Raw genomic sequence first — 13,537 nt, forward strand, 5'->3', positions numbered from 1 at the left:
AACGAGGACTCCGATGCCACATATACGCCCTGGTCCATCAATGCCGGTACGATCTGCGTCGGTGCCAGGTCTACAAAGGCCGTCAGGTTGCACAAATTTACGATCTGCTCTTTTTCCTGGTCACTGAGCTTGTTCGTCGGCGCTGGCCTCATGGCTTCGGGGCGCTGATCGGCCTGAACCTGACCGTCCTGATACCAGCGTCGGTAGGTACGAAGGCCGATCTGCGCCTCAGCACAGGCCTTGTGCAGTCGCGCGCCGCTGCCTACTGCTTCGTGTATCAATTCTATAATAATCAGGCGCTCTGGCAGCGCGGTCAGTCGTCCGCGTCGTTGTTCTCCCAGAGCGCATCCAGCTTTTTTCGCAGCACCAGCAGCGCCGCGGTTTCTGCCAGTGCTTTCTCTTTACGGCGCAGCTCCTTCTCAAGCTTTTTGATCTGCTGCTTATCCGCCTTTGACTGCTGCTTGAGCGTTTTATCCTGCTGCTCGGCACTTTGGAACCCGGCCAGCGAAGCTTCTTTCCAGGCCTTTACCTGCTCGACGAACAGACCTTTCTGGCGACAATACTCATTAAGCTGAGCCTCGCTCATCGTGGCTGTTTCTATCACCGTGGCCAGCTTTGCTTCAGCTGACCACTGGTCTGTGTTATTTGGTTTGGGCCCCGGCACGGCGCGTCCTCTTAATCTGGCTTGCTTGCGCCAATTATAAAGGGTTGCTTCGCTGATGCCTTCAACTTTTGCCAGATCCGATACCGTCATGTTGTACGGCGGCAGTAACCGGCTCAAAACTGCTTCCTTACGCTCCTGTGAAAATCGCGCCACTCATATTCTCAATCCGCCCATCTGGTAAAAGTAGATGGTGTCAACTATCCTGCCAGAGCGGGACCGTAATACGCGGAAAATTGCACTGACAGAAGCCGGCGAGGTTTTCTATCAGGGCTGCAAGGACACTCTGGCGACGCTGGAAAAGACGCAGCAGCAACTCAATGACCTGAAGCGTACTTCCACCGGCGATCTGCGTATTGCCAGCCCGGCCGGGATTTCCTGCTGTGGCATGCTCGGTGCTCCTTTGAAAGGACTGATCGAATCCAACCCGACGTTAAATGTACAGCTGATCGTCAAGGATGAGCCGGTCGACCTGGTCAGTGAAAGAATTGACCTGGCATTGGTGGTTAGAATCGGGTCCCTGCCTGACTCCAGACTCATCGCCAGAAAACTGGTGAACTGGCAGCAGTCCCTGGTGGCAACACCTGAATTTCTTGAGCGAAACGGACTGGATCCGGCAGTGGCCATCAATGACCCGGCAGCGCTGGCGCCATTGAACTATCTTTGTCATGAAATCCTGCTCAGCGAAAACTATCTGATCAGTCGTGGAGACACACAAGCGAAACTGTCATTGTCACCAAGACTAGTGGTCAATAACATGCAAACGCTGATTGGTCTGGTCAAGGAAAGTGTGGGCATGGCACGTCTGCCCCAACCTGAAATTCATCAGGAGTTGCGCACAGGCAGATTGATTGCCCTGTTGCCGGATTGGGATATGCCGCCGGCAACCGTGTACGCAGTCACCAGTCAACGTGAGTCGCAACCGCTGAAAGTACGCGCGGCGCTGGAAGCATTGAGCCAGGCTTTCCAGGACCATGTTGCACGAACGGCCAGCTAGTGCTGGCTATTGCTATTGCCTGCCTGAAAACTGCCAGTCAGTGAACCGTATTGTTTTCCGGATTCAGTAACAGATTCGCTTCAGAGGCATCAAACTGATACTCGGTTCCACAGAACTCACAGGCGACATTTACAGCCCCGTGCTCGGCAATAATCGAGTCTACTTCTTCCTTGCCAATAGAGACCAGTGCCTGTGCCGTGCGCTCGCGTGAACAGCTGCAGCGATAGACAAATTCCTTGGGCTCAAACAGTGACACCTGTTCCTGGTGAAACAGGCGATGCAACAGCTCTTCAGCCGGCAAGTCCAGCAGTTCCTGTTGGGTCAATGTTTTCGCCAGGACCATCAGGTGCTGCCAGGTGTCAGCCCGTTCTTCGGTTGTCTGCTTATTGGCTGGCAGTTGCTGCAGCATGATACCGCAGGCTTTTTGCCCATCCACGGCAAACAGGAACCAGCTCTGCAATTGCTCGGACTGTTCAAAATAGCCTTCCAGTGACTTGCCCAGGCTCTCCTCGGAAAGTTGTACAACACCTTGGTAAGGCTCACTGCGACGCGAGTCCACGGTAATGGTCAACACACCCTGCCCGGTCAGCTCACTGAACTTGTCACTGGCGGGTGGTTCCTCGAAGCGGGCAATTCCTCTGACCTCTCCTTCGCTGGTGCACTCCGCCATGATCAGGCTCAATTCACCATCACCACGAACCTGTAACACTAACCGGCCCTCGTACTTGATGCCCGATGCCAGCAGCACTGAAGCGGCGAGAAACTCACCCAGTTGCTCTTTTACAACGGCTGGGTACTCATGATTACCGACGGTTTGCTGATAACTGTCTGTCAGATTGACAATTTCGCCACGCACATCCACATCGGCGAACAGAAATCGCTGGCATTGATCGGTATTAGACATGAGACTCTCCACTATCGGTTTGAATGGCTATTTTACGCTGCCCCTCGTCGGATTGCATCACTGCCGCTGTCATTCCTTATATAGCTGTTTTTGCATCCTGTTCTGGATTGCGAGTCCAGCGACGACGCCAGGCTGCGCAAAAGATTCGCCACTACCTTTTGTACAAAGGCATTGCCATCAGCCGCCACATCACTACTGCTGCTCAGGATCGACTCAGGGTGAAACTGCACTGCTGTCCATGGCAGCGCCCGGTGCCGTATGCTCATGGGAATACCTTCCGCCAGAGTACGCGAGGTCACTTCAAGTACTTCAGGTACCTGGCTGGCAATCAGAGAATGATATCGCCCTGCCAGAAACACGCTCTCCACGTCCGTAAACAAACTGTCGCCCTGATGACAGACTTGCGAGCTGGCGCCATGCACAGGGCGTGGCAGCACTGTTAACGAACCTCCACAATAGCTCACCATGGCCTGCATGCCCAGACAAACACCGAACACCGGCAGCCCATACAGCTCACACAATGCCAGCGTCTCATGACAGGAAAAATCTTCCGGTGTACCCGGGCCTGGGGACATCACCACCAGATCAAATTCATGCTGCTGTAATGCTCGTCTTGCCGAGTCGGGACGACGCGTTTCCACCGTCATTCCCAGGGCACGAAAAGCGGCTGACAGGGAATGAATAAAGGAGTCTTCGTGATCAACCACGAGAACCCGCCCAGCAAACTGATTGTTAGTTGTCGTGAGTTTATTGCGCTGCTGACTTTCCAGACCTGCTCCCGAGGCATTGACGCCATGGCTGTCAGGCGTCAATGCTGACAGCAAGGCCAAGGCTTTCAGCCGGGTCTCTGCTTCTTCTTCCTCAGGCGAAGAATGCGCCAGCAGCGTGGCACCGGCTCTGACATGAGCCAGCCCGTCCTTAACCTGAACTGTGCGAATCGTCAGTCCGGTATCAACATCGCCATTGGCCGAGAGAAAGCCAAAACAGCCGCCATACCATCCTCTGGCACTGTGCTCATGTTGTTCAATAAATGACATCGCCGCACGTTTCGGTGCGCCCGTTACCGTGACAGCCCAGCAGTGTGATAACAACGCATCCAGGCCATCCAGGTCGTCTCGCAGCTGACCTTCGACATGATCCACGGTATGAATCAGCCGTGAATAGGTTTCAATCTGACGCCTGCCCAGCAATTTCACACTGCCCGCTTCGCAGACCCGGTTCTTGTCATTGCGATCCACATCGGTACACATGGTCAGCTCGACTTCATCCTTGTGCGAGTTCAACAGTCGCTTGATCTGTTCAGCATCCTCGATGGGTGTGTTACCGCGCTCGATTGTCCCTGAAATCGGACAACTTTCAACCCGCTTGCCTGACACACGCACAAACATTTCCGGGGAAGCTGAAATCAGAAACTCGCCAGCACCGAAGTTAATCAGTGCCGCATAAGGGGAAGGGTTCTCTGTGAGAAGTTTCTGGAAGACAGTGGAAGGTTTGACACGCAATGATTGCGTAAATGTTCGAGATGGCACAACCTCAAACAGATTGCCTTTGGCAATCTCTGACAAAGCAGATTTTACGACATCCTGATAAGCCATTGCGGTGTGATCATTGATAATCCCATCTTCACCAGACAAAGCACCCTCTTGCACCGCTGGTTTCTGCCTGGCTGTTTGCCGACGCAATCCGCCTGTAGTCTCTTGCCGCCCTGTTTTATCCGTAACAATAAAATCATACTGATAAATTTTGCCCTGCCCGGTGACAGGGTCGACCTGCAAAATTTCATCAGGCAAATAAAAGGTGAGATCCTGTTGTTTGTCACTTCGTTGCAGGTGGCGTTGAATGGCATCAAACTGAAAGGCCATGTCATAGGCGAAAGCGCCATAAAGCCCCAGGCAGCTTTCTTCAGGATGCTGAAACAACGCTAGCAAATGTCTTAACAGTGGCACTGCGCCGGCCGTTTTGCTTCGCTCCTCTTCAATCACATCCTGTTTGAGCTGTGGTTTGATGGCACAACGAAGGGAATCACTCCGAACCTCTAGCTGATCTACATGCGCCGCCAATACCATCTGGATAGCGGGCAGCAACACGACACCGCGTTTGTTCAGTGCTGCTACGGTCAGCGTTTCCGCATTGGCAGTCACCATCAGCGGCGGGTTGATAAAGGCGAGATCGCGTTTTCGGTATCGCCCGGGGAATTCCATGGCGCAGGTAAAACGCATGCCACGCTCATGATCGAGCTGTTTTGTTAGTTGTGAAATTTTTTGCTGCCCATCGCAGACCTGTATCCGGCGCTCGACCTGCAAACACGGGTGGGATCGATAGCGAAAACAGTCTGATTGATGGTTTGAAACATTCATGATCAAAATCTCCAGTCTCGGCTGCACCGAATCTCGGAAAGCGTTCTGATCAATGACTGTCTGGGAGGTGTTGCGAAGGTTTTTCAGACATGAAGCAGGCCGCCTACCGGATGCGGGCAGCCTGAAAAATGTGTGTTCAGGTTTTTAAAAGATCTGTCGCTGAGTCAGCAAGCAGACATCAACCTGATGTTGTTTACATGTTTTCTGACGGCCCTAGTTGAAGTACCACCAGAAAAACACGGTATTTAGTCTGTTCATGGGGCGCGATTTTGCGCCTGCAATGTCAAGCTGTCAAGTGTCATGGATCACCTGCTGCATTGCTCTGAGCTCAAAGATCGATTTAAATAGACAGCTCATAACAAGAACAAACTGTCAAAAGGTAATGCCATGCCATCGTTCAAGTCCATGCTAATCCTGCTTGTCACAGTCATGCCTGTCCTGGCCCCAGGCACTGACGCGCAAGCTCAGTCCGCCGCTGGCACAACGATTACTCCCTTCGAGATTGCAATTCCAGAACAAGCTATCACGGACTTGCACCGGCGCCTGGAGATGGCACGCCTGCCCGCACAGATTCCTGATACCGGCTGGGAATACGGGACGAATTCGCAATACCTTAAAGAGCTTGTTGAATATTGGCGTAACGAGTTCGATTGGCGGCAACAGGAAGAAGAGCTCAATGCTTTTGATCAATACATGACCATCATTGATGGTGTGGCGATTCATTTTATCCATCAGCGCTCCTCTAATCCGGATGCCACTCCATTGATGATCACCCATGGTTGGCCCGGCTCCATCGCCGAGTTTCGTCATATCATCGGCCCTTTAACGGAGCCGCAAAATTATGGTGGTAACGCTGAAGACGCCTTTCACGTCATCGCACCCAGCCTGCCCGGATTTGGTTTCTCCGGTGCCCCACAGGAACGTGGCTACAACCCCGAGCGCATGGCGCAAACACTGGCCGCATTGATGCAGCGACTGGGCTATGAACGCTACGGGTTGCAAGGCGGAGACTGGGGAGCCATTATCAATCGCATACATGCCGACCAGTTTGCTGAGCACGTGATCGGTCTGCACTCCAATTTTGTTCTGGCCAGCCCACCGGAAGATCCGGCCGTCCGTGACGCGGCTACTGAAGCCGAAATGACAGCCCGCACCGCCCGTCAGGCCTACATGGCCAACGAAGTCGGTTATCAGCAGATCCAGGGGACGAAACCACAAACCCTGGGCGTCGGGCTGAACGACTCTCCCGCCGGACTGGCTGCCTGGATCGTTGAGAAATTTCACGGTTGGAGTGATATTGACCAGCAAAGCGTGCATGGCCTGGACGCCAAATTCAGCAAGGACGACATGCTCACCGACATCAGCCTGTACTGGTTTACTGCCAGCATCACCTCCTCGGCGCGCATTTACTACGAAAGCCGGCACGTCGCCATGCAGGAGCCGCTCGGTTATGTTGATGTTCCCACCGCCGGTGCCATTTTTCCGAAGGAGATCTATCTCACTCCCCGGCGCTGGGCAGAGGAGCAATACAATATCGTTCGCTGGACACCGATGCCCCGAGGCGGCCACTTCGCGGCCATGGAAGAACCCGAATTGTTACTGGAAGATATTCGGGCTTTCTATCGCAGCCTGCGCTAGCAGGCTCAGGATAGGTGACCTACCAGGGGATGCGTTTGCCATCGTAGGCAATGAACTGACCACTGTCGCTTGGCACTGCCTCAGCGATCACATTGAGCAACCCTGCCGCGCTTGTTGCCGTATCAATCAAACCGTTCGGCCCGCCCATTTCGGTACGTACCCAACCCGGATGCAGGCTCAGGGCAATAATATTCTGTTCACGCAAGTCCATCGCCAATGATTTGATTGCCTGATTGAGTGCAGCCTTGGCGGTTCGGTACATATACGAACCACCACTGCTGTTATCAGCAATTGAGCCCATTTTGGAACTGAGGAAAGCAATGTGCTTGCCCTCTCCGGCCAGCACGAACGGCAGCAATGCCTGTGTCAGCATCATGGGCGCCAGCAAATCAATTTCCATGACTTCGCGCCAGGGCTCTCTGCTCAAATTGCCCAGGACCGCATCGCGAGGCCCGTAAATTCCGGCATTATTGATCAGGACATCGATCGTACTGCCATGCAGGCTCTCTACCAGCGCAGCAATATCATCTGGTTTACCAATATCACACTGCACGACCTGTAGCTCACCCGCATTAGTCAGCGTATTCAGTTCACCCGCCTCGCCAGGATTGCGGCAGGTCGCGACGACCTGGTGACCTTGCGCCAGTATCTGGCGCGTTAACTCCAGACCAATGCCGCGATTCGCGCCTGTGATCAGATATCTGGACATGTAATAACTCCCCTCGCCTTAAAACCGTTGGTATTCCGTTTGTTCGTTTAACGGAATCGTCTCAAATCAGCGTGATATTGCAAGTCTGATATATGAACTTGCTCGCCTGATGCGGATGCTCAGATCGGCTGAAATTGCAAAAATGCGTAATAATTACTTTACGTTTTAAATGGTAATGATTATCATTACCATAAAATAAAGCCATCATCATTAACCAGGAGTCCTGATTATGTCCGGATATTTTATCTACGCCAGCCTGCACCAGGGTCGCCCTGCACTGGAAATTGTTGATGCGGACTCTCGTCAGGTTTGTTTGCAATGGGAGTATGGCCATTCCGCTTCCCAGCAGACCCTCCCTGAGCGTGACAACCCAGCAGTAGATGAACTCAGCGAGTCCGAAATACAGCGCCTGTTTCGACGACTACTGTTGCTGAGCTGCCGCCAGTCATTGCACGGTCAGGATGAGCCTGAACAGAACAGCTAGGGTCTGATAACAGGCCCTAACGCATCTGCCACCCCAGCAGTCGGGGCAGTCGACCGTCAATGAAGGTCAGCCCCACAAAAATGATCGCCATACCCAGCAAGTGAGATGGCAAAATCACCTCGTCCAGAAAGACGGTACCCAAGATGATCGCCGAGACCGGTGCGATAAGTGTTGTGGTAGAAAAATTGGTGGCCCCCACCCGCGGTAGAAGCCGGTACATGACCTGAAACGTAAAAGCGGTAGATACCAGACCTATCGCCAGCGCAGCCAGCCAGGTAGAACCCAGCTGAATCTGAGGCAGCCCCTCAAATATAAACGCAACAGGGATGGCAGCAACCGCCGACCCGGTCAGGGCAATGGATGTCAGGGCAGTGGCTTCAACCTCGCGAAACTGTCTGGCCACATTCAACGCCAGGGCATAGCACAGCGTGGCCAACAGGCAGGCCGCGATGGCCCAGACCTGACTGTCACCGCCGCCAGTTAAGGCGGGTAATGCCAGCACGGTAACACCAGAAAAACCGGCCACCACACCGACTGATTTGCTCCAGCTTATGCGCTCTCCGCCGCGCCAGAAATGGCTGACAATCACCGTCATAATGGGGGTCAGCGCATTGACAATGGCAGCCACGCCACTGGCCAGGCTTTTCTGCGCCATGGGAAACAGTGCAAAGGGAATGGCGTAGTTCAGTACGCCCAGCAATCCCAGTGCTAGCCAGAGCTTCCAGTGAGTGGGCACTTTTTTACCCCGGGCGAACAGAAACACCCAGCAGCCCAGGGCACCAATGCCAACCCGTATGGCTGTCACCCACAAGGGACCCAATTCTCTGATCAGCAACGCATTGAAGATAAATGAGCCGCCCCAGACAGTGCCTAACAGAATAATCCAAAACCATTCACGTAACGTCATTACTACTTACTCAACTTAAATTTATTCAGCGCAACGCTTAATCGCAGGAACTCCCGCCAACACCTACAACGCAGGGCATCATAGACCCGATTTGTGTGCTAAGCGTGGCCTGACTGCCTGCAATCGGGTCTATGATGCCCTGCTCATGAGCCTTGTCAGCTGGGTTTTAGACACTCCCAACAAAAAAGAGCGCCAATCGGCGCTCTTTTTATGAACGGCTGAGCGTTGCTTAGCTTGCTTTCAGTACCACGCGCCCCGTCACATTACCAGATTTCAGGTCTGCCAGCGCCTGGCTGACCTGCTCCAGTGGACGTTCCTCAATCCGGATCGGCGCAATCTTGCCTGCACGCACCAGCTCCATTAATTCACCCATTTCAGCCAGACTGCCCACATAGGTTCCCTGGATAATCCGGGCACTCATGGGGATAAATGGCAACGGCATGTTCAGTGCGCCACCATAGAGCCCGACGATAATGAGTTTACCGCCTTTTCGTAAGCAACCCAGACCAAAGCCAGTCGATGCCTCTGAACCTACAAAGTCGATAACGGCAAAGGCACCGCCTTCACTTTGTTGTTTGATGGCTTTGACTGAAGCACGATCACTGGCATTGTAGACTGCTTTGGCACCCAGTTCTTTGGCCAACGCCAATTTGCTTTCGTCCACATCTACCACAATCGGCGAAAACCCTTGTGCGAGCGCAATCTGTAAAGCCATGGAACCGACTCCACCAGCGCCTATCAGAATCACTTCATCTCCGCTGGTCAGTTCGCCAACTTTTTTCAGCGCACTGTAAGCCGTCAAACCGGAACAGGCATAAGTGGATGCCAGGGAGTCATCGACATCACCTTTATCAAACAGGTAGCGGCTGTGTGGCACCATCACATGATCGGCGAAACCACCCTGGGTAACAGTCCCCAGCCCGCGACCTGGCGTGCAAAGGTGTTCTTCCCCGCGACGGCAACTGGCACACTCGCCGCAACCGATCCAGGGGTAAACTACGCGTCGATCACCGACACTGACGTCTTTGGCATCCGGCCCGATGGCCACTACCTCACCAAATATCTCATGTCCCAACACCAGGCCAGGACGACCCACATCCAGCGTTTTGTCATTGCCCAGGTTGAACTCGCCATCATGCAGATGAATATCTGAATGACAGACGCCACAGGCCACCATACGCACCAGCACCTCGGTTCCCTGAGGCGCTGGGGTGGCAGACTCAACCCGTTCCAGTGGTGCACCAGGATCGGCAGTCTGATAGGAAATCATGCGTTCTCCTGCGCCCAGTCAGCGAAGGTCTTGCCTTCTTTGGCCAGTTTTTCCAGCAACGGCGCTGGTTGCCAGGAATCTGCATCCAGGGTATCGCGGAATTCGCAGATACGATCATAAACGCGCTGCAGACCAACCTGGTCGGCATAGAACATGGGTCCGCCCTTGGCAACCGGGAAACCGTAACCGTACAGGTACACGATATCGATATCTCCCGGGCGCTGGGCAATGCCTTCTTCCAGAATACGGGCGCCTTCATTGATCAGCGGGAAGAACAGACGATCCAGGATTTCTTCGTCGCTTATCTCTCGCTGCTCTACGCCAAGTTCCGCCGCTTTCTGCTTAATCAGTGCCTCTACTTCAGGGTCAGACTGACGAGCACGCGTTTCCGGATCATATTTGTAATACCCGGCACCTGACTTCTGTCCCAGGCGGTCCATTTCCACCAGCGCTGTCGCGACACAATGGTTTCTGGGGTCATGTTTTATGTCGGTTCGAGCCTGACGCGCTTTGTAGCCCACGTCCAGGCCAGCCAGATCACCCACTGCCAGTGGCCCCATGGCCATGCCGAACTTCTCTGCCACTGCATCCACCTGTGCTGGTGTTGCGCCGTCGAGTAGCAGTCTGTGTGCCTGACGCCCGTAACCTTGCAACATGCGGTTACCAATAAAGCCGTAGCAGACGCGAGACAGTGCGCAGACTTTGCCAATTTTCTTGCCCAACTTCATGACTGTGGCCAGGACATCGTCAGCCGTCTTGTCACCGCGAACCACTTCCAGCAGTTTCATCACGTTAGCTGGACTGAAGAAATGCATACCGACAACGTCTTGCGGACGTTTAGTGGCTTCTGCAATCAGGTTCACATCCTGATAGGAGGTATTCGTGGCCAAAATGGCACCGGGTTTACACACACTGTCCAGTTTGCCAAAGACTTCGAGTTTGATATCCGGGTTTTCAAAGACAGCCTCGATAACCAGGTCCACACTGGACAGGTCATCGTAGCTGGTCGTGCCGCTGATCAGCTCCAGGCGTTTGGCCATGTCAGCTTCTGACATGCGGCCTTTCTTGACGGTGATGGAGTAATTCTTGCGAATAATACCCAGACCACGCTCCAGCGCTTCGTCACTGATTTCCAGCAGTTTTACCGGAATACCAACATTGGCAAAGCACATGGCAATACCGCCCCCCATGGTGCCGCCACCAATGATGGCCACTTCGTTGATATCACGTAGTGGCGTATCTTTGGGCAGCCCCTTGATCTTGGCTGCTTCGCGCTCAGCAAAGAATGCGTGGCGCATGGCTTTGGACTCTGGCGAGCTGATCAGCTTGGTGAATTCCTCACGCTCAACGGCCAGGCCTTCATCAATAGGCTTGTTCACCGCTGCTTCAACGCAAGTCACAATCGCATCAGGGGCAATCTGGCCGCGGGCGCGACGTGCCAGCTTCTTGCGGTACTGTTCAAAAAAGCCCGGCTCCACACTGGCTGGGTCGATACTGATGTCGCGAATGCGCTTCAACAGCGCACCGGACTCAACCAGGTCTTTGGCATAGGTCAGTGCAGCTGATTTCAGATCATCTCCGGAGAGGACTTCATCGATCAGGCCCATGTCACTGGCCGCAGCAGCCGGGACCGGATTGCCAGCCGTGATCATATCCAGGGCAGCTTTGACGCCCGCAATTCGAGGCACTCGCTGCGTACCCCCGGCACCTGGCAGAATGCCCAGTTTCACTTCCGGCAAACCGACTTTGGCACTGGGTACGGCGCAACGGTAATGACAGGCCAGCGCGGTTTCCAGACCACCGCCCAGTGCGGTGCCATGAATGGCCGCAACAACCAGCTTGTTGGAACTTTCGATCGCTGCAATCACCTCTGGCAGCGAAGGAGACAGTGGCGGCTTACCAAATTCGGTAATGTCTGCACCGGCGATAAACGTGCGGCCTGCGCAAAGCAGCACAACCGCTTCAGAGTCATCGTTTTGTGCCGTGGTTACTGCATTGAGTATCCCTTCGCGAACAGCCTGAGACAGTGCATTGACCGGGGGACTGTCGACTGTGATAACACCGATTTTATCGACAACTTCATAACTGACTACATTAGACATGATTGCATCCTTTTCTGTTCTCGTCTTAATTGTTCTGATTGCTGGTACCAGCGACTGGCACCGGGATTAGTCCAGCCGTTCAATGACGGCGGCAACACCCTGACCGATACCAATGCATAAACTGATCACGGCATAACGTGCCCCTGTGCGCTCCAGTTGGCGCAACGTCGTCAACGCGATACGTGCACCCGAAGCACCCAGAGGGTGCCCCACGGCGATTGCACCACCATTGGGATTCACACGCGGATCCTGGAAGTCGACTTCCAGCATTTTCAAACAACCCAGTACCTGTGTGGCAAACGCCTCGTTAATCTCAATGACATCCATCTGATCGAGCGTCATACCGGCCCGGGCCAGTGCCTTGCGAATGGCAAATACCGGCCCCAGTCCCATAACACGCGGTTCAACACCAGCAACGGCGCCGGCAATGATACGGGCACGCGGTTTCACACTGTATTTTTCACCGACCGCGGCATCACCAATAATCAATGCCGCAGCGCCATCGTTAATGCCCGAAGCGTTGCCTGCGGTGACGACACCCCCTGCAAACAGCGGTCGCAGACCTGACAGTACATCCTCAGTGGATGTCGGCCGGGGATGCTCATCGGCATCCACCAGGCGCGGTGGCTTCTTGCGCCCCTGTGGCACTTCAATCGGGATAATCTCGTCGGTAAAAAATCCGGCTTCACGGGCCGCTTCATATTTGGCCTGCGAGCCAGCGGCAAAACGATCGCTGTCGTCCCGACCGATACCCAGGTCAGAAGCGATGTTATCAGCCGTTTGTGGCATTGAGTCGTCACCGAAATGACTGGAAATCTGCGGGTTCGTGAACCGGGCACCGAGCGTGCTGTCGGCTATTTGCTGGCCACGATCAAAAGCGGACTGGGCCTTGGATAGAATTAAAGGTGCACGACTCATGGATTCGACACCACCGGCCAGGAATAAATTCCCCTCGCCCGCTTTTACGGCTCGACTGGCATCCAGCACAGCCGCAAGACCTGAGCCGCACAACCGGTTCACAGTCAGGCCTGCGACCGACGTGGGCAATCCGGCCAGCAATGCAGCAAAACGGCCTACGTTGCGACAGTCTTCACCCGCCTGGTTGGTGTTGCCCATGACGACGTCTTCGTAATCGTCCGGACTGAAAACATTTCGCCCCACCACGGTTCGAATCACGTGTGCCAGCAAATCGTCTGGCCGCACCGGCGATAAAGCGCCACCATGACGCCCGAACGCACTGCGGCCGCCATCATATATATAGGCTTGATGTAACTCACTCATAAGTCCAGTCCTTATACTCTGGTTATCTGGTTCCCTGTTCCCCATTACATTGTGACCTGCCCGGGCAGATTTTCTGATACCGTATCTGCCAGGCGTGCCTCGATGTCATCTGATCGCCAACAGTGGGTGACATTGTCGACGCCGGACGAACGTTCGGGTTATTATGTCGAACTATCGCTCGATAATAAAATCCTTTTCGTTTTACAGGCTATTATCCCGGCATGCAA

Annotated in this window: 10 protein-coding genes and 1 pseudogene; 3 read left to right on the top strand and 8 right to left on the bottom strand. The window is 54.1% G+C overall.

The window, feature by feature from the left end:
- Positions 1-817: pseudogene (locus PSCS_RS16005) on the bottom strand (transposase); the annotation flags it as partial.
- Between the two features lie 34 nt (positions 818-851).
- On the opposite strand from PSCS_RS16005, the gene PSCS_RS00015 reads away from it, so the two are divergent.
- On the top strand, positions 852-1,658 hold the full coding sequence (locus PSCS_RS00015; RefSeq protein WP_068809751.1) for a substrate binding domain-containing protein: 807 nt from the start codon (positions 852-854) through the stop codon (positions 1,656-1,658).
- Between the two features lie 37 nt (positions 1,659-1,695).
- On the opposite strand, the gene hslO is transcribed toward PSCS_RS00015, so the two are convergent.
- Both hslO and PSCS_RS00025 read right to left on the bottom strand, forming a co-directional pair.
- A complete protein-coding gene (gene hslO, locus PSCS_RS00020) occupies positions 1,696-2,562 on the bottom strand; it encodes an Hsp33 family molecular chaperone HslO (protein WP_068809752.1) in 867 nt (288 codons plus the stop codon).
- Positions 2,563-2,594: 32 nt separating this feature from the next.
- Positions 2,595-4,919, bottom strand: a complete 2,325-nt coding sequence (locus PSCS_RS00025) for an anthranilate synthase component I (protein ID WP_068809753.1) — start codon at positions 4,917-4,919, stop codon at positions 2,595-2,597.
- Between the two features lie 387 nt (positions 4,920-5,306).
- On the opposite strand from PSCS_RS00025, the gene PSCS_RS00030 reads away from it, so the two are divergent.
- On the top strand, positions 5,307-6,557 hold the full coding sequence (locus PSCS_RS00030) for an epoxide hydrolase family protein (protein WP_229694586.1): 1,251 nt from the start codon (positions 5,307-5,309) through the stop codon (positions 6,555-6,557).
- A 19-nt stretch (positions 6,558-6,576) separates the two neighbouring features.
- Here PSCS_RS00030 and PSCS_RS00035 read toward each other — a convergent pair whose 3' ends face one another.
- Positions 6,577-7,266 carry an SDR family oxidoreductase gene (locus tag PSCS_RS00035; RefSeq protein ID WP_068809754.1) on the bottom strand — a complete coding sequence of 230 codons (690 nt, stop codon included), beginning with the start codon at positions 7,264-7,266 and terminating at the stop codon, positions 6,577-6,579.
- Between the two features lie 229 nt (positions 7,267-7,495).
- Here PSCS_RS00035 and PSCS_RS00040 point away from each other — a divergent pair, with 229 nt between their 5' ends.
- Positions 7,496-7,750, top strand: a complete 255-nt coding sequence (locus PSCS_RS00040) for a hypothetical protein (RefSeq protein WP_068809755.1) — start codon at positions 7,496-7,498, stop codon at positions 7,748-7,750.
- A gap of 16 nt (positions 7,751-7,766) precedes the next feature.
- Here PSCS_RS00040 and PSCS_RS00045 read toward each other — a convergent pair whose 3' ends face one another.
- The 4 genes from PSCS_RS00045 to PSCS_RS00060 all read right to left on the bottom strand — a co-directional run bounded on the left by PSCS_RS00045 (position 7,767) and on the right by PSCS_RS00060 (position 13,310).
- A complete protein-coding gene (locus PSCS_RS00045) occupies positions 7,767-8,657 on the bottom strand; it encodes a DMT family transporter (RefSeq protein WP_068809756.1) in 891 nt (296 codons plus the stop codon).
- 229 nt (positions 8,658-8,886) lie between these two features.
- A complete protein-coding gene (locus tag PSCS_RS00050) occupies positions 8,887-9,927 on the bottom strand; it encodes an alcohol dehydrogenase (RefSeq protein WP_068809757.1) in 1,041 nt (346 codons plus the stop codon).
- The gene (locus PSCS_RS00055) at positions 9,924-12,029 is read right to left on the bottom strand and encodes a 3-hydroxyacyl-CoA dehydrogenase NAD-binding domain-containing protein (RefSeq protein ID WP_068809758.1); all 2,106 of its coding nucleotides are present in this window, start codon (positions 12,027-12,029) and stop codon (positions 9,924-9,926) included. Before PSCS_RS00055 ends, PSCS_RS00050 begins: the two co-directional genes overlap by 4 nt.
- A gap of 66 nt (positions 12,030-12,095) precedes the next feature.
- Entirely contained in the window at positions 12,096-13,310 is a 1,215-nt protein-coding gene (locus PSCS_RS00060; RefSeq protein WP_068809759.1) for a 3-oxoadipyl-CoA thiolase, read from the bottom strand.
- Positions 13,311-13,537: the final 227 nt, after the last annotated feature.

Source organism: Pseudohongiella nitratireducens (assembly GCF_001642735.1).
GTDB classification, from domain to species: Bacteria; Pseudomonadota; Gammaproteobacteria; order Pseudomonadales; family Pseudohongiellaceae; genus Pseudohongiella; species Pseudohongiella nitratireducens.